11 protein-coding genes are annotated in these 16750 nt (G+C 62.0%); 6 read left to right on the top strand and 5 right to left on the bottom strand.

Annotated elements, in window-relative coordinates; all coding sequences use genetic code 11:
- Position 1 precedes the first annotated feature (1 nt).
- On the bottom strand, positions 2–1336 hold the full coding sequence (locus M2A_RS05675) for a M48 family metalloprotease (protein WP_158597135.1): 1335 nt from the start codon (positions 1334–1336) through the stop codon (positions 2–4).
- 283 nt (positions 1337–1619) lie between these two features.
- Here M2A_RS05675 and M2A_RS05670 point away from each other — a divergent pair, with 283 nt between their 5' ends.
- Positions 1620–3077 (top strand): gamma-glutamyltransferase, encoded by a 1458-nt coding sequence (locus tag M2A_RS05670; protein WP_244444392.1) that lies wholly within the window; start codon positions 1620–1622, stop codon positions 3075–3077.
- A 63-nt stretch (positions 3078–3140) separates the two neighbouring features.
- Positions 3141–4247 (top strand): pyridoxal phosphate-dependent aminotransferase, encoded by a 1107-nt coding sequence (locus M2A_RS05665; RefSeq protein ID WP_045444204.1) that lies wholly within the window; start codon positions 3141–3143, stop codon positions 4245–4247.
- 1 nt (position 4248) lies between these two features.
- Here the strand turns inward: M2A_RS05665 and M2A_RS05660 are convergent, their stop codons facing one another.
- Positions 4249–6849, bottom strand: a complete 2601-nt coding sequence (locus M2A_RS05660) for an Rne/Rng family ribonuclease (RefSeq protein ID WP_369384763.1) — start codon at positions 6847–6849, stop codon at positions 4249–4251.
- A gap of 676 nt (positions 6850–7525) precedes the next feature.
- Here M2A_RS05660 and M2A_RS05655 point away from each other — a divergent pair.
- The 3 genes from M2A_RS05655 (at position 7526) to prfB (ending at position 12754) form a co-directional block, all read left to right on the top strand.
- Positions 7526–8797, top strand: a complete 1272-nt coding sequence (locus tag M2A_RS05655; RefSeq protein ID WP_081875413.1) for an N-acetylmuramoyl-L-alanine amidase — start codon at positions 7526–7528, stop codon at positions 8795–8797.
- Positions 8798–9048: 251 nt separating this feature from the next.
- A complete protein-coding gene (locus tag M2A_RS05650; protein ID WP_045444199.1) occupies positions 9049–11505 on the top strand; it encodes a penicillin-binding protein 1A in 2457 nt (818 codons plus the stop codon).
- Between the two features lie 117 nt (positions 11506–11622).
- Positions 11623–12754 (top strand): peptide chain release factor 2 gene (gene prfB, locus M2A_RS05645; protein ID WP_121878797.1). Its coding sequence is split into 2 segments (ribosomal slippage): positions 11623–11691 and positions 11693–12754, totalling 1131 coding nucleotides; the frame shifts between segments, so codons are not numbered across the junction.
- A 101-nt stretch (positions 12755–12855) separates the two neighbouring features.
- On the opposite strand, the gene M2A_RS05640 is transcribed toward prfB, so the two are convergent.
- Positions 12856–13542 (bottom strand): FMN-dependent NADH-azoreductase, encoded by a 687-nt coding sequence (locus M2A_RS05640; protein ID WP_045444194.1) that lies wholly within the window; start codon positions 13540–13542, stop codon positions 12856–12858.
- Positions 13543–13666: 124 nt separating this feature from the next.
- Here M2A_RS05640 and M2A_RS05635 point away from each other — a divergent pair, with 124 nt between their 5' ends.
- The gene (locus tag M2A_RS05635; RefSeq protein ID WP_045444190.1) at positions 13667–14548 is read left to right on the top strand and encodes a LysR substrate-binding domain-containing protein; all 882 of its coding nucleotides are present in this window, start codon (positions 13667–13669) and stop codon (positions 14546–14548) included.
- Positions 14549–14704: 156 nt separating this feature from the next.
- On the opposite strand, the gene M2A_RS05630 is transcribed toward M2A_RS05635, so the two are convergent.
- Together M2A_RS05630 and M2A_RS17170 are read right to left on the bottom strand one after the other, a co-directional pair.
- Positions 14705–15271, bottom strand: coding sequence for a bactofilin family protein (locus tag M2A_RS05630; RefSeq protein WP_045444187.1), 567 nt, complete (start codon positions 15269–15271; stop codon positions 14705–14707).
- Positions 15249–16619 (bottom strand): peptidoglycan DD-metalloendopeptidase family protein, encoded by a 1371-nt coding sequence (locus M2A_RS17170; RefSeq protein ID WP_052379235.1) that lies wholly within the window; start codon positions 16617–16619, stop codon positions 15249–15251. The genes M2A_RS05630 and M2A_RS17170 overlap by 23 nt, the downstream gene beginning before the upstream one ends.
- Positions 16620–16750: the final 131 nt, after the last annotated feature.

The raw sequence follows: 16750 nt of genomic DNA, 5'->3' as shown, positions 1-16750 counted from the left end.
GTTACCCTTTTGAATTCAAAATGTCCTGCGCGCGCAGCCAGTTGGGCGTGCCTTCGGGCAATCCTTCCTGCGCGCGGTAGGCATGCTGTTTGGCCTGCCTGATGTCACCCGTCAAATAATACCGTTCGGCGGTTGCCAAGTCTGCCAAAGGCTTATCACCAAGGCGTGAATAACCCATTGCCAATTGATGGAAGGCGAAGGAGTTTTCCCGGTCGTAGCGCAGGGATTTTTCCAGATGTTCGACGGCGGGTTTGGTGAGCGAAGGGTCGTCCGTCGCCAGCATCGCCTGGGCAAGGCCGACGCGCAGCAGCGGCGAGTCGCCCAGAAGATCGACGGATTTTTCATAAGGGGCGATCGCCTCGCGGGCCTTGCCGCTTTCAAAGAGGATCTGGCCTTTCAGCTCCCACAGGAAGGGATTGTCCGGAAATTCCTCGACCAGCGAGCTGATTTCCACCAGCGCTTTGCCAAGGTCGCTGGCATGGTGATGGGCGACAGCGCGCGCATAGCGGGCAGGGGCGCTTTCATCGCTTTTGGGATAGCGGCGGAAGGTGACGGCGGGCCGGTCCAGAAACCCGGCGAGCTTCGCGCGCACCATGTCATGTTCGAATTGCCAGTCGTTGGGGTCCTTACGGTCTTTGTAAGGGGAATTCTCGACCCGGTCTTCAAGCGAGCTCAAGCGTTCGCTCGACAGCGGGTGGCTACGCAGATAAGGGTCCTGCTGGCGCGAGGAGAGCACTTCATAGCCGCGGAAAAGCTCGAAGGTTTTAACGAGGCCCCGGCCCGACCAGCCGACCTGATTGAGATAGGTCATCGCGGCCTGGTCGGCGGCGGCTTCCTGCACGCGGGTATATTCGAGGATATTGCGCTGGGCGACGGAGGTGCCGCCCGCAAGGATCGCCCCGCCCACATCGCCCGCGCCAGCCGCAACCGCGCCGATGCCGAGCACGAAGGAGAGGATGGCGGCAGCCGTATTGCCCTCGATGGCGTTGCGCCGCGTGACGAGGTGGCCGCCGGCGATATGGCCGGTTTCGTGCGCGATCACGCCGATCAGCATATTGGGCGAGTCGGCCCGGCGGATCATGCCGGTATTGACGAACATGCGCTGGCCGCCCGCCACGAAAGCGTTGAGGCTGTTATCGTTGACGATATGAATGGAAATCGCATTGGGGTTGAGCCCGGCGGCGCGGAAAATCGGCTCGGAATATTTGCGGATGATATGCTCGGTTTCCGCATCGCGGATGAGGCCGATGGCCTGGGCAGGCCCTGCAAAGGTCACAAGGGTGAGCAGAGCGATCGCCAGAAGGGAAAAGCCGCCGCGCAAGCGTGATGTCATCATGATCCTACCAACTCTTTCACCGCTCATCGGGTACCGTCCATCCTGCCGCACCGGGCTGGCGCGCCGGACTGCCCGCTTGCCAGCCCCTGCCAATATCCGGTCACTGGCTAATTTAATGCCGGGCAGGCCGTATAGCCATAAATACACCAAGCAAATCTGGCCAAACTTTGTTCCCTTTTCTTCCCTCTCATGCCTTCTCCAACGGTTTCAAGCAGATAACTGGACCGCTCCGCCAATGACCGTTAAGAAGAAAGCCCAGCGAGTGAAGAGAAAACCGGTGTCCATGAGAATGCAAAAGACTGTGAAATCCATCTGTTCGGCTATGCTGGCAGGCTCCTTGAGCCTTGGCCTTTCCGCCTGCGGCGTCTTCGGTGAAAGCGATCCGTCAATCGACACGCCCCTTGGCGCCAGCGCCTCCGGTGTCAGCCCCGGCCGGTCGGACCGGGCTTTTTCCGGCCGTCTTTCGGGGGCGGATGGCGGCGTTCTGGGCGGCGTGGTCCTTTCGGAGGAACCGCATGCGTCTCTTGTCGCCCGCGACATATTGGAAAAGGGCGGCAATGCGGTGGATGCGGCAACGGCGCTCTATTTCACGCTTTCGGTGACTTATCCCGCCTCCGCCTCGCTGGGCGGCGGCGGCATCTGCCTCGTGCATGATTCTGAAAAGGGCACGACGGAAAGCGTCGATTTCCTGCCCCGGCAAACTCTGAGTGGCGGGGAAGCGGCCATTCCAGGCAATGTGCGCGGCTTCTCGCTCATGCATGCCCGCTTCGGGCGCCTTGCCTGGGCGGAACTCGTCTCACCTGCGGAAACCATGGCCGCCACCGGTTTCAAACTGACGCGGGCCAGCGCCCAGCGCCTGGTGGAAAATGCGGGGCTCCTGCGCGGCGATCCTGAGCTTGCCGCTTCTTATTTGAACCGGGCCGGGCAGCCGCTTGCCGAACATGAAATGGTGACGCTGCCCCAGCTTGCCGCTTCGCTGGCGCTGGTGCGCGCGCGCGGGCCCGCCGGGCTTTACGCCTCGAAAGAAGCGCGCACCTTTGCCGATGCCGCGCAAGCGGTGGGGGCCGGGCTTTCGGCGGAAGATTTGCAGAACTACCGCCCGACCGTCGCCATTTCCCAGCGCGTTGAAATGGATAATGAATATCTGCACCTGCCGAGCGCGGCGCTCGGCGCGGGCGCTTTTTCCGCCCAGCTTTGGCAAAAAGTCGCGGCAGGCAATGTGGACGCCCTTGCCGCCGCCCGCCAGACGGCCGCGGCCCTCGGCGCCCCGGGTGCGATCCCCGATGATATGGGCTCGACTTCCTTTGTGGTTGCCACGGGGAACGGCGATGCGGTGGCCTGCGGGGTGACCAATAACGGACCGTTCGGCACCGGCAAGGTGGCGCGCGGCACGGGCATCGTGCTGGCCAAATCGCCCGCCGCGCCGGTGGCGGGGCTGGCTGGCGCCTTCCTCTCACCCGTTCTGGTGACGAACCGTTTCACGAACAACCTGTTCTTTGCTGGTGCCTCGGCAGGCGGGCCGGTCGCCACCGCTTCGGTGCAAAAAGTGCTGAAGGAAACCTTGATCGATGGGGATGTGCCGTTGTCGAACGCGCTTGAAAATGCCCATCCCGGGCCCGATCCGCGCGTCCAGGCGCTGGTTTGTCCGCAAGGCTTGCCGCGCGGGGCGAATGAATGCAGCTTCGGCGTCGATCCGAAAGGCGCCGGGCTCGGCCTAGAGGCGATTTCGGCAGGGAACTGACCAATCCGGAGCGGACAGGTGTCGCAGCTTTCTCAACGAAGCGATGTGGCGGCGTTTCTTGCCATGGACATCATGCGCGATGCCAATGCCTTAAGCGCGGCGGGTGAAGACATCATGCGCCTGGAAGTGGGCCAGCCCGCGCTGGCCGCCCCGGATGAAATCCGCAAAGCCGCCGCCCATGCGCTGGAGGCCGACAGGCTTGCCTATACCGATGCGCTGGGCATGCCTGCGCTCAAAGCCCGCATCGCCCGGCACTATCAGGAAACTTATGGCCACGGGCCCGATGCGGCGGATGTGATCGTCACGCCGGGCTCTTCCGGCGGTTTCATTCTCTCTTTCACCGCGTGTTTTGAGACGGGGGATAAAGTCGGGCTCGCCGAGCCCGGCTATCCGGCCTACCGGAACATTCTAAAGGCGCTTGGCGTGGAGGCGGTGGGCATTCCCGTCGGTCCCGAGACGGGCTGGCAGCTCACCGTCGATCTCGTGCAGGAAGCGGAAAAGAAGCATGGGCCCCTTGCCGGGATCATGGTGGCAAGCCCCGCCAATCCCACAGGCACCATGCAATCGCCCGAAACGCTGGGCGCCTTGATCGCCGATTGCGAGGCCCATGAGCGCTGGTTCATTTCCGATGAGATTTATCACGGCATCACCTTCAACCAGCGCGCGGTCAGCGCGGCAGGAAAGGGCGATCATGTCATCGTGGTCAACAGCTTCTCGAAATATTACTGCATGACGGGCTGGCGGCTGGGCTGGCTTGCCGTGCCGCCGCGTGTGACGCGCACCATCGAACGGCTGGCGCAGAACCTTTTCATCTCCGCGCCCAGCCTCTCGCAGATCGCGGCGATGGCCGCTTTCGATGCGCAGCCCGAGCTTGACCGGCGCGTGGCGGGTTATGCGCGCAACCGCAATATCCTGCTCGAAGGGCTGCCGGAGGTGGGCATTACCCATATCGCGCCTGCGGACGGGGCTTTTTATCTTTATGCGGATGTCTCGAACCTGACGGACGATGCGATCGGCTTCTGCAAGCGTATGCTGCATGAAGCGAAAGTGGCCGCCACACCGGGGCTCGATTTCGATCCGGTGCGCGGCCACAAATTCGTCCGCTTTTCATACGCAGGGGCGGAGGCGGATATGGCCGAAGCCGTCCGCCGCCTGAAAGCCTGGCTCTGACTTAGCCGCCCGTTTTGCGCTGCCACCAGCCGCGCTTGCGGCTGCGCGGCTTGCTCTGCGCGGGTTCTTCCTCAGCCTGATCAGCTTCACCGGCAGGCGCCGCTTCGGCCATTTCAGGTTCACGTTCCGCCTCGGGCACTTCGGCAGGTTCGGTCGTGGCTTCCGGTTCGGCTTCCGCCTCAACCTCAGCTTCAACCTCAGCCTTTGGGGCCGGCGTCTCGACCACCACGTCGGCGGCGGGCGTTTGCGCGGCTTCCTCTACCGCTTCCACACTGCTTGTGTAGGAAACGAGCACGGGCGGTTCGCTTTCGCTGCTTGAGGCGGCAAGCGGCGTCTCGCCGCCGCCATTATCCTCCAGCCCGCCGTCTTCCGGCCCGCTTTCCTCCGGTTGACGGCCTTCTTCTGCGGCGGTGTCGCCGGATTTTTCCCGCTCATCGCCGTCATTCTCGCCATCGCTCTCGCCCGAGTTCTCATCCGAGCCCTCGCGTTTCTGGCGGTTGCGGCGTCCACCCCGGCGGCCCCGGCGGCGGCGGCGTTTCGGCTTGCCGTCTTCGTCCGTGTCGCCGTCATCACCTTCGTTCTTGTCGTCCGCGTCGCCGTTGTCCTTATCGTTGTTTTCAGAGGCGTCGTCGTCTTGCGCGCCTTCTTCATCGCCATCTTTGCGGGCGGGCTTGCGGCGGCGCCGGCGGCGCTTCTTCTTCGGCTGGTCGTCGCCATCACCGGAGGTCTCCCGGTCTTCGCCGGTTTCCTCGTCGCCGTCGTCTTCTTCATCCTGCACGTCGCCGTCCGCATCGCCATCCGCATCGTTCGTATAGGCCATGTCGTAGCTGATGGCTTTGGAATCGGCGGCCTTGGCTTCGGCGGACTTGCGGGTCAGCTCGCGCGCGCCCGCCGCTTCGATGCGGTGCGCGTCGGAGCCCAGCTCCGGATCGGCTTCCACATAGATGGAAAGGCCGTAACGCTCTTCGATTTCAAGCAGATGGCCGCGTTTCTGATTGAGAATGTAAAGCGCGACTTGATCGGGCACCCGCGCGGTGAGCGCCGGGGCACGGCCTTTGATGGCTTCCGCCTCGATCTCGCGCAGGACATGCAGCGCCTTCGATTCGACCGAGCGGATGATGCCCGCCCCCTGACAGGTCGGGCACTGCATGGTCGAGCCTTCGAGCACGCCGGTGCGCATGCGCTGGCGCGACATTTCCAGAAGGCCGAAATGGCTGATGCGGCCCACCTGAATGCGGGCACGGTCCATTTTCAGGCAGTCTTTCATCTTGCGCTCGACGGCCCGGTTGTTCCGGTTCTCTTCCATGTCGATGAAGTCGATCACGATGAGCCCGGCAAGGTCGCGCAAGCGCAGCTGGCGGGCGATTTCTTCCGCCGCTTCCAGATTGGTTTTGACCGCCGTCGCCTCGATGTTCCGCTCCTTGGTGGAGCGGCCCGAGTTGATGTCGATAGAGACCAGCGCTTCGGTCTGGTTGATCACCAGATAACCGCCAGATTTCAGCGTCACGATCGGGCTGAACATGGCATCGAGCTGCTGTTCCACCTGATGGCGCTGGAAAAGAGGATGGTTCTCTTTATAAGGCTGCACCTTCTTGGCATGGCTCGGCATGAGCATGCGCATGAAGTCTTTCGCCTCCCGGTAGCCTTCCTCGCCTTCCACCTGAACGGTGTCGATATCCTTATTGTAAAGATCGCGGATCGAGCGCTTGATCAGGCTGCCTTCTTCATAAACAAGGCAGGGGGCGATGGATTCCAGCGTGCGCTCGCGCACCGTCTCCCAAAGCCGCAACAGATATTCGAAATCGCGCTTGATCTCCGCCTTGGTGCGCTGGGCGCCCGCGGTGCGCACGATCAGGCCCATGCCTTCGGGCACGTCCAGCGTGCTGGTCACGCTTTTCAGGCGCTTGCGGTCGGCTGCATTGGTGATCTTGCGGGAGATGCCGCCGCCGCGCGCGGTGTTCGGCATCAGCACGCAATAACGCCCGGCAAGCGAGAGATATGTGGTCAGCGCCGCGCCCTTGTTGCCGCGCTCTTCCTTGACGACCTGGACGAGCAGAATCTGGCGGCGCTTGATGACTTCCTGGATCTTGTAGGAGCGCTGGGTGCGGCGCTCTTTCTTGGCGGAAATCTCTTCCAGCGCATCACCCGCCCCGACATCCTCGACAGTGTCGTCGGAGGCGACAGCTTCGCCGTCATTTTCCGTCTCATCGCCCGGATCGCCGTACTGGTCGCCGTCCTGATCGCCGTCCCGGCCTTCGCCGGTGCTCTCGCCATTGGCGTCGCCGGTTTTCTCCTGCCGTTCGTCTTCTTCCTCGTCGCGGCGCTCTTCTTCGTAATATTGCTTGAGCAGCGCTTCGCGGTCGGCCACCGGAATTTGGTAGTAGTCCGGATGGATTTCGCTAAAGGCAAGAAAACCGTGGCGGTTGCCGCCATATTCGACAAAGGCGGCCTGCAGCGAGGGTTCGACCCTGGTTACACGTGCGAGATAGATGTTCCCGCGTAGCTGTTTTTTGGTTTCCGATTCAAAATCAAATTCGTCGACTCGATTGCCGTTCACGACCACCACCCGGGTTTCTTCCGGGTGGGCCGCGTCGATCAACATTTTGCTTCCCATTAAATTCTTCTCCGCAACGCCGGCCCGGGAACTCTTCGCGCGTGGTCTTTAACCCGCGGCGGGAGGTGGCGGCGTTGATTGTATGGTTCCGGATGAAGGCCGGGTTTCGCGTCCGTCCAGCGGGCGCGCGGCGATCCGGATTGGTGATAAAGGGTGAAGTACCGAGGGCCGACGGCAAAGCGATCCTGCGGGACGGGCGGGGCATTGCTACTGCCAGGCACCGCATCTCCGGGGTCGCTGTTGTCGTTATTATATGCGCCTCGTGCATTCTCTTGGCTCCCGCGCCCCTTAATCGCCGGGCGCGTGGCGAATTCTTGCTTACGTGAACCCCGGCCGGAATGGCCTGGATTTCACATGGCTGAGACAAACTGTTCCGAAGGGACCGTTTTCCTATTGGAGACGGATCGGAACCGGCTTTCTGGGGAGAGGAATCACTGTCTCTCCTGCCGGGGTCTTCTACCGGTACTCGTTTTACCGTTACCTGCTTCGACTTGGCAAGCTGCATTGGCAGGCAGCGCCTGGCGCAGGCCGTTCCGTATTAACCATTTCTCCATTGATATTTGGTTAAATTCCCGCAAAGTAGCCGGATATCCAGGCGAATTGAGAATATCGTTTGGGGACCGGCAGTTAGGTGTGGTCTCGGTTACGGGGATTCTGAGCAGGCATGATGGAAGTTTCGGCCAGGGCTGCCGCATCATGGGGGAAAGTGATTCTTTTCCTCTCCGCTGCGTTTTTCGCGCTTGCAGCGGGGCAGGCGGCCGTGAGGGCGGAGGCGCCCGTGCCCGCCGCGCTCGGCACCTCGCCCGCCGTCAACAGCGTGCGCCTTGGCGATCACGGCAAAAGTACCCGTTTCGTCATCGAACTCGCCCAGCCCGTCAAACACAAAACCTTTACCCTTGCCGACCCGTACCGGGTGGTGATCGATCTGCCCGAGGTGGAGTTCAACCTGCCCCAATCGGCCGGGCAAGACGGGCGCGGCTTCATCAAGGGCTACCGCTACGGTCTTTTCCAGGCCGGTCAGTCGCGCATCGTGATCGACACCACGGTGCCGGTGGCCATTTCCAAGGATTTTGCCCTCGATCCGCAAAGCGGCTTCGGCTACCGCATCGTGCTCGATCTGACCGAGACGACCCGCAGCGCCTTCCTGCAGGGCCGCGAGTGGCCGGCCCAGCCCACGGTCAAACCGCCCGTACAGACGCCGGTCCCGGTGCAGCCCGCCCATGACACGAAACGCGTGGTCGTCATCGATCCGGGTCATGGCGGCGTCGATCCGGGCACTCATGGCTCGACCGGGGTGCAGGAAAAAGACGTGGTGCTGGCCTTCGCCAAAGAGCTGCACCGCCAGCTTGCTGCAACCGGGCGCTATCATGTACGCCTGACCCGCGATACGGACCGTTTCATTCCGCTGCGCCAGCGTGTGGCGATCGCCCGCCAGCACAAGGCGGACCTGTTCATCTCGATCCATGCCGATGCGGTGGGCAAAGGCAATGTGCGCGGCATGTCCGTTTACACGCTCTCCGAAACCTCCTCGGACAAGGAAGCGGCGGAACTGGCCCGCAAGGAAAACCTCTCCGACGTCATTGCCGGGGTCGATCTTTACGGCGAGCCGGGCGAGGTGACGGATATTCTGATTGATTTGGCGCAGCGGGAGACGAAGAACTTTTCTGCGAACTTCGCCCGCAAAGTCGTTGATTATGCTGGGAAATCCACCAAGCTGCTTCAACGCACGCATCGCTTCGCCGGCTTCCGCGTGCTCAAGGCGCCGGATGTGCCCTCCGTGCTGGTGGAGCTCGGCTTCCTGACCAACCGCTCCGATGAGAAGAACCTTATGTCGGCTGCCTGGCGCACCAAAGTGGCAGGCAGCCTTGTGCGCGCGGTGGATAGCTATTTCGGTGACCGCTATGCCGAAGGGGTTTATGCGGGGCCGGCCCAATAGCATCTGGAACAGCTTCTGGCCCAGCAGCGCCCCCGGCTGTCTTAAAGCTGGTCATTTGTCAGCCACATTTCGCCGCTAAAAGCAGGACAATTCGGCGCCTTTGTTAACCATGAGGCATCAAATTGTTCGTAAAATTGCGCCAATCTCTCTCCCGCGTGGGCGAGAGCATGGTAAAGCACTATAGTGATCGGCAACGGCGCCGCGCGGCCCGCAAGGATGAGCTCGCGCGGAAGGGGGCTAGGCGTACACGCATGCTAAGAGTTTTCGCGGTTTTGAGTGCCACAGCGCTGGTGCTGCTTGTCGGCGGCGCCCTGGCGGGGGTCTATATGATCTGGCGGTTGTCGAACGACCTGCCCGATTACGATCATCTGGCCCGCTACGAGCCGCCGGTGATGACCCGCGTACATGCGGGCGATGGCGGCCTGATTGCCGAATATGCCCGCGAGCGCCGTCTTTATGTGCCGATCGAGGCCATTCCGCCCCATGTGATCAATGCCTTCCTCGCCGCCGAGGATAAGAATTTCTATCAGCATGACGGCATCGACGCCCAGGGCGTGATGCGCGCGGTGCTGACCAATATCGGCAATATCATCAATGACCGCCGCTTGCAGGGCGCCTCGACCATCACGCAGCAGGTGGCCAAGAACTTCCTCCTCAGCTCCGATGTCACCGTCGAGCGCAAACTGAAGGAAGCACTGCTGGCCCTGCGGATCGAGGAAGCTTTCTCCAAGCAGCAGATCCTCGAGCTTTATCTCAACGAGATTTATCTCGGTCTCGGCTCTTACGGGGTGGCGGCTGCCGCCTTGAACTATTTTGGCAAGTCTCTCGACCAACTCACTGTTGCAGAAGCAGCTTATCTGGCTGCCTTACCCAAGGCGCCGAACAATTATCATCCCTTCCGCCAGCGCGAGCGGGCCATCGCCCGGCGCAATTGGGTGATCGGCCGGATGGAAGAAAACGGCTTCGTGACCTCATTCGACGCGTCCGAAGCGCGCGGCGAGGATTTGGTCGTCACCCCGCGGCCCTTCGGCGCGCAGCTCGTGAATGCCAATTTCTTCGTCGAGGAAGTGCGCCGCGAACTTTACGACCGCTATGGCGAGGGACGCCTTTACGAGGGCGGGCTCTCGGTCCGCACCACGCTCGATCCGGAACTGCAAGCCGCCGCCCGCATGGCGCTGCGCCGCGGCTTGGTTGCCTATGACCAGCGCCATGGCTGGCGCGGTCCCGTGGACAAATTGGAGCCGGGGCAGAACTGGCACAAGGCGCTGTCCGAAATGGAACTTGCCGGCGATATCGAGCCTTGGACCCTGGCCGCCGTGGTGGGGCTGACCGAGAAAAGCGCCAAGATCGGCCTGCGCCCGGAAAAACTTATTTCAGGTTCCTTCTCCGAAAAGGTCGTGACCGGCACCATTGCGCTCAGCGACATGAAATGGGCGCGTGAGTATAAAAGCGAGAATGCGCTGGGTCCGGAAGTGCGCAAGCCCGCAGACGTGCTTGCCGTGGGGGACATCGTTTATGTCGAGCCGCTGGAAGGCGAAGAGGGCAAATATGCGCTGCGCCAGATCCCGCAGGTGAACGGCGCCGTCGTCGCGCTCGACCCGCATACGGGCCGCATCCTGGCGATGGAGGGCGGTTTCAGCTTCGATCTGTCCGAATTCAACCGTGCCGTGCAGGCTGAGCGCCAGCCGGGCTCTTCCTTCAAGCCCTTCGTTTATGCTGCCGCGCTCGATTCCGGCTTCACCCCGTCGAGCCTTATCTTGGACGCGCCTTTCGTCATGGACCAGGGGCCGGGTCTGGCGCTCTGGAAACCGGAAAACTATGGCAACCGGTTCTATGGCCCCTCGACACTGCGTCTCGGTATCGAGAAGTCGAGAAATGTCATGACCGTGCGCCTGGCGCAGAATATCGGCATGGACAAGGTGGTGGATTATGCGGAGCGTTTCGGCGTGACGGATAATATGCCCCCGGTTCTTTCCATGGCGCTCGGTGCGGGCGAGACGACGCTGCTCGACATGACCACCGCCTATGCCATGCTGGTGAATGGCGGAAAGCAGATCGAACCGACGCTGATCGACCGCATTCAGGACCGCTGGGGGCGCACCATCTACCGCCATGAAAAGCGGGTCTGCGAGAAATGCGATGCCCAGGAATGGACTGGCCAGGAGCCTCCGCAATTGCCCGACCTGCGCGAACAAGTGATCTCCCCGCAAACTGCCTATCAGATCGTCTCCATGCTGGAAGGTGTGGTGCAGCGGGGCACGGGCCGCACGGTCGCCTCCGTCGGCGTGCCGCTGGCGGGCAAGACAGGCACCACCAATGACGAGCGCGATGCCTGGTTTGTCGGCTTCTCGCCGAACCTTGCCGTCGGCGTCTTTGTCGGTTTCGATGAACCCAAACCCATGGGCAAGGGGGAGACGGGCGGCGGTGTCGCCGCGCCCATTTTCCGGGATTTCATGCAGGCAGCCATCGGCGACGAGCCAGGTGTGCCTTTCCGCATTCCCCCCGGTGTCAATCTCGTTCGGGTCAATGCCAAGACGGGGCAGATCGCCCAGCCGGGCGATGACAATGTCATTCTCGAAGCCTTCCGCGACGGCACCGAGCCGTCGGCGCCCGAAGCCGAGCCTTATAGCGCGATCGGCGGCGAGGGCGTTTACAGCGAAGGGCAACCGGATGTGTCGCTCGGCGCAGGGACGGGCGGCCTCTACTAGAAACGGGGCTCCCGTCTTTACAGGTCCGGGCCTTATGCCTATGGTCCGCCCGCGCCGGGACATCCCCGGCTTCATCCCGAAACGTACCCACCGTTCGGAAAGCTTGAGGAGACACGCATGCGTGCGGAAATCCAAGTGGTCGTCGACGAGATCAAGAGCTCGTTGGCGCTGCTGAGGAGGCATCTTTGACTGGGACCGTGCCCAGCGCCGCCTCGACGAACTGAACGCCAAGGCCGAAGACCCCGACCTCTGGAACAATCCCACCGAAGCCCAGGCGCTGATGCGCGAGCGCACGCGCCTTGAGGAATCCATGAACGCCTATCTGGCGATCGAACAGGACCTCAACGACAATATCGAGCTTATCGAGATGGGAGAGGCCGAGGGGGACGAGCAGGTCGTCAAGGACGCCGAGGCCGCCCTTATGGCGGCGCGCGAACTTGCCGCCAAGCGCGAGGTGGAAACGCTGCTCTCCGGCGAGGCCGACGGCAACGACACCTATCTGGAAGTCCATGCCGGGGCCGGCGGCACCGAAAGCCAGGATTGGGCGAGCATGCTTTTGCGCATGTATACCCGCTGGGCGGAGGCGCGCGGCTTCAAGGTCGAGCTTCTGGAGCGCCATGACGGGGATGAAGCGGGCATCAAATCGGCGACGCTGCTGATCAAGGGCCAGGACGCCTATGGCTGGGCGAAGACGGAATCGGGTGTGCACCGGCTGGTGCGGATTTCGCCCTATGATTCCAGTGCGCGCCGGCACACCAGTTTTGCCAGCGTTTGGGTCTTCCCGGTGATCGACGAGTCCATCGACATCGATATTGCCGAAAGCGATTGCCGTATCGACACCTACCGGGCGAGCGGGGCGGGCGGCCAGCACGTCAACACGACGGACAGCGCCGTGCGCATCACCCATGTGCCGACGGGCATCGTGGTGCAGTGTCAGAACGAGCGCTCCCAGCACAAGAACCGGGCGGCCGCCTGGGACATGCTGCGCGCGCGCCTTTATGAACTGGAGCTGCAAAAGCGCGAAGATGCGGCAAATGCGGAAGCGGCCTCGAAAACCGATATCGGCTGGGGCCACCAGATCCGCTCTTATGTGCTGCATCCCTATCAGATGGTGAAGGATTTGCGCACCGGGGTGGAAACGTCGAACACGCAAGGCATGCTGGACGGCGCGCTGCTTGATGAGTTCATGGCCGCCGCACTTGCCGCGCGGGTACATGGCGCAAGCTCCGAGGTGGAAGATATCGAGTAGGGCGGCTGTTCGCCTTTAACGGCGCCGCCCTCAAGGCTCCTGGGCTGTTACTGCTGCCATGTGGACCCCGGTCCGGGCGGCGGTGGCGGATGGAGCTACTCTTATCCCGCAGGCACGCAGGCATCGTTCGTTCCGCGGGCTTGTCCAAACCGCCGCGCCAAGGCGCGCGTCGCATCTTTTGCGGCGATGACCGACCGCTCATGCCGCTCATCCTTGAACTCCTGATATTCGATGGCGACCGTATGGATGTTCGCCGCGTCGACGCCGAAATAGTGAGCGCAGGCGGCAATGGCGGGGTCAAGTGCGTTCATATGCGCCCGCGGCCCGCCGGGTTCAAATCCGAACTCGCCGCGCGACGACAGCACGACCAGCTGCTTGCCCTTCAGGATCGGTTCGATCGGGAAATCGCCGCGCGCCAGGTCAAACGAGAAGGTCCGGCCGATCCGCGCAATGTGATCGATCCAGCCTTTTAAAGCGGCAGGCATTCCATAATTGTACATCGGCGCCCCCATTACGATGATATCCGCAGCTGCGACCTCGTCGATCAGCGCATCGGAAAGGGCCAGCCGGTCGGTCATCCAGTCTTCGCGTGCGTCAGGCGGGGTAAAGGCCGCGTGGATAAAGCGGTGATCAATAGCCGGCACTGGGTCTTGCCCGATATCGCGGGTGATCACTTTTACGTCCGGATTGGCCTGCAATAATTCGGTCGTAAAGAGATTTGTCAGCATGCGCGTCAGGGAACGGTCTTGCTGCTGGGCGCTGGCGTCGATGCGGAGCAGGGTGGTCATGGTTTCCTCCTGTGTGTGGGGGCGGTGTGTCCCCGTCACGCCAGGAGCTAGCAGCCGTCAAAAATTTTGGCCAAAGCGAATATTTCAGGCCTATAGTGAATGAGATTCATCATGCGAGGCTGCCATGCGCAAACTTCCCCCTCTGCATGCCTTGCGCGCCTTTGAGGCTGCGGCGCGGCATTTGCATTTTGCCCGCGCGGCAGACGAGCTCGGCCTGACACCAACCGCGATCAGCCATCAGGTGCGGCAGCTGGAAGCGATCCTCGGGGTGGAGTTGTTTTCTCGTTTTCCGCGCCCCGTGCGGCTTTCTCCCGCGGGGGAAAAGCTGTTCCCGGTTCTATGCACGGCGCTCGACCAGATTGCAGGCACGATCGATCAGCTGACCGTCACCGCGCCTGGGGCGCCGCTGCGCCTATCGGTCACGATGGCCTTTGCCAGCCGCTGGCTGATGCCGCGCCTGCCGCGTCTGCGCGCAGAAACGGGACTCAACGTCACGGTCGAAGCTGCCGATCTGCCCGCCGACCTGCATGCATCGGATGTCGACATGGCAATCCGCTATGCCGCCGAGCCCGATGGCCAGGCGGAATGGCACCGGCTTTTCGCCGACGCAATCATACCGGTTTGCGCGCCGGATCTGGTCGAGACGCCGCCGCTCGCGCCGGATGAGGTTCTGTCGCTGCCCTTGCTGGAATACCGCTGGAAAACCGCCTCAAGCAACGCGCCGAGTTGGGGGCGCTGGCATGCCCATGCCGGCGCTACAGTGCCGTTGCCAGCCGCGGCGCAAAGCTTTTCCGAAGAAATCCACGCAATTGACGCAGCGGTGTCCGGTCAAGGGGCGGCGCTGGCCTCGCAGCATCTTGTGGCGGATCTGCTGAAGGCGGGCGAGCTTGTGCAACTGTCCGATATCGCTTTGCCAGGTCTGACTTATTGGGCGGTGTTCCTGCCTACACATCCTCATAAGGACCGTCTGGAGCATCTGTTGGGCTGGCTCCGGCAACAAAGCTGAGGAGAGGCGCAAAAGCTGGCGCCACGCTTAAGCCCTCCGGTTCATGCCGCCTCTCGATCAGGGCAGCGATGCAGGATGAAGAAAAGCAGACAATAAAAAAAGGGGCCTTCGAGGCCCCTTTGTTTTGTCGCGGGAAGCGCGCTGCTTCCTGGATGCTTATTGAGCAGCCGGACGCTTCACCACCACATTGCCGTCTTTCACGACAACGGGGCTGTCGCCGACTTTACCGGAGCCATTGGCGGCTGACTTCTGCGCGGCAGCCGGTGCGGGCTGCGGGGCAGGGGCCGGCTGCGGGCGGGCCGCGCTCTGGCTGCTGACCGGCGTGGTCTGGGCCAGCGGGTCGTCGGAATGGCGGCAATTGCCTTCGAAGAAAGCGCCCGTTTCGACGGCCAGCGCTTCGTGCAGAATGTCGCCTTCCACATGACAGGTGGAGCAAAGCTGCACGCGGCGGCCGCGGATGGAGCCGACGATGCGCCCGCGCACGACCAGATCGTCCGCCATGACTTCGCCGTGGATGGTGGCTTTTTCGCCGACGGTCAACGAACCCGAGCGCACATCGCCATGCACGACGCCGTCGATCTGAATATCGCCGGATGCAATCAGATTGCCCTGGACTTCCAGGTCAGCGGAAATGATCGACGGTGCGGTGCGCGCGACGCTCCGCTTCGCCGGAACCGGCGCGCTTGCGGATTGCTTCTCGTTACCCTTGCTGCGTGAAAACATATCGCCCTGCCTCAATAAATTTGGAGGGGTCGCGGACTTTACCGTCGAACCAGACCTCATAATGAACATGCGGACCCGTCGAGCGGCCCGTCGAGCCGACACGTCCAACCTTGTGCCGGAAGCCGACTTTCTGACCGACCTTAACATGAATGGACCGAAGATGAGCGTAACGCGTCTTCAGCCCATTTCCATGATCAATTTCGATCAGCCGGCCATATGCGCCATGGTGAGACGCGTATGTAACGATGCCGGGGGCGGTGGAATAGACGGATGTTCCGCTGGGTGCCCCCATATCGACACCGGAGTGATAGGCCAGTTTGCGCGTGAACGGGTCCACGCGGCGGCCAAAGTCACTGGTAATTCTGTTGTGGTAGAGGGGGGAGCCAAGCGGCATTTTCGCCAGCGCTTCATTGAGGCCGGAAAGACGGTCGAGATTGCGCGAAATCCGGTAGACCTGACGGCCGAACCCTGCTTCTTCCGCACCGCCGGCCAATTCGTCCCCTTCGGTCAGGGTCAGAAGCGGGCCGCCCGAGGCTGTGCCTTCACCGCCTTCAACGCGCGAGAGAATGTCCTCGGCATCCACGACTTCGGTCATGGAAATCACGGATTCAATCTCGCGGATCTGCCGGTCGGTCGTCTCTTCCATGGAATTGACGAAGGCTTGCTGGGCCCGGTCGAGCCCTTCAAGACGCTTTTCGATGCCCATGTCGGCAGCCGAAGGCGCGGGTGTGGAGGAAAAAGCAAAAAGCGAGGCAAGGCCGAAGGCGTTGTCCGTGTCGCGGTGGCGCGTCTCGGATTGGTCGAGGCTGGCGTGATCGACGCGGGAAAGGCGCGGCGCGCCGGCCAGGTCCGTTGCCGCCATCAGCACTTTATTGGTGCGGCCCTTATCGGAACCTTCGGCATTGGTCTGCGCGAAACGCTCGCGCATGGTCTTGATCTGTTTGCTGGCCGCTTCACGCTGGGCCAGGATTTCGGAAATCTGCTGATGCTTGCTTTCAAGCTCTTTGGTCGTCGCCAGGAAGCGTTCCTGCGCGAGCACCAATTGTCCGTTCAGATCGTCATAGGCGGACTGCATCTGCGCGACACGCTCTTCATAAGCGGCTTGCATACGCACATATTTGCGGTCCTTCGACGCGATGATCTGCTCTTTGAAGACCACATTCACGGATGTGAAGGCGACCCAGGAAAAGAAACACAGCGCGATGGCGCTCAACCCGAGCTGGGTGAGCGGCGAAAGCGAAATGAACTGCACTTGACCGTGGCTGCGCAGATAAATCTGACGCTCGGTATAAAACCGCGCCCAGAAATTGCTAAGCCGATCAAGCCAATGGCCAGAGCTGTGGAGCATACCCCTCAGAAACCCCCGTTAACCCCCTGTTAAGAGGTCTGATTTCATCTCAATCCGTCGTCAATTTCAACAGGAACGAGTTAACATATCGTGTTAACCCTAACAAACTGACGACAGTTTCCGTTTTTCGC

The sequence above is a fragment of the Tepidicaulis marinus genome (assembly GCF_000739695.1).
GTDB classification, from domain to species: Bacteria; Pseudomonadota; Alphaproteobacteria; order Parvibaculales; family Parvibaculaceae; genus Tepidicaulis; species Tepidicaulis marinus.
This window is presented reverse-complemented; position numbering and strand designations above follow the sequence as displayed.

Excerpts from the sequence above, each read along its gene's own strand:
- M2A_RS05675 (WP_158597135.1), bottom strand. The coding sequence starts at position 1,336 with ATGATGACATCACGCTTGCGCGGCGGCTTTTCCCTTCTGGCGATCGCT.
- M2A_RS05670 (WP_244444392.1), top strand. The coding sequence starts at position 1,620 with ATGAGAATGCAAAAGACTGTGAAATCCATCTGTTCGGCTATGCTGGCA.
- M2A_RS05665 (WP_045444204.1), top strand. The coding sequence starts at position 3,141 with ATGGACATCATGCGCGATGCCAATGCCTTAAGCGCGGCGGGTGAAGAC.
- M2A_RS05660 (WP_369384763.1), bottom strand. The coding sequence starts at position 6,849 with ATGTTGATCGACGCGGCCCACCCGGAAGAAACCCGGGTGGTGGTCGTG.
- M2A_RS05655 (WP_081875413.1), top strand. The coding sequence starts at position 7,526 with ATGATGGAAGTTTCGGCCAGGGCTGCCGCATCATGGGGGAAAGTGATT.
- M2A_RS05650 (WP_045444199.1), top strand. The coding sequence starts at position 9,049 with ATGCTAAGAGTTTTCGCGGTTTTGAGTGCCACAGCGCTGGTGCTGCTT.
- M2A_RS05640 (WP_045444194.1), bottom strand. The coding sequence starts at position 13,542 with ATGACCACCCTGCTCCGCATCGACGCCAGCGCCCAGCAGCAAGACCGT.
- M2A_RS05635 (WP_045444190.1), top strand. The coding sequence starts at position 13,667 with ATGCGCAAACTTCCCCCTCTGCATGCCTTGCGCGCCTTTGAGGCTGCG.
- M2A_RS05630 (WP_045444187.1), bottom strand. The coding sequence starts at position 15,271 with ATGTTTTCACGCAGCAAGGGTAACGAGAAGCAATCCGCAAGCGCGCCG.
- M2A_RS17170 (WP_052379235.1), bottom strand. The coding sequence starts at position 16,619 with ATGCTCCACAGCTCTGGCCATTGGCTTGATCGGCTTAGCAATTTCTGG.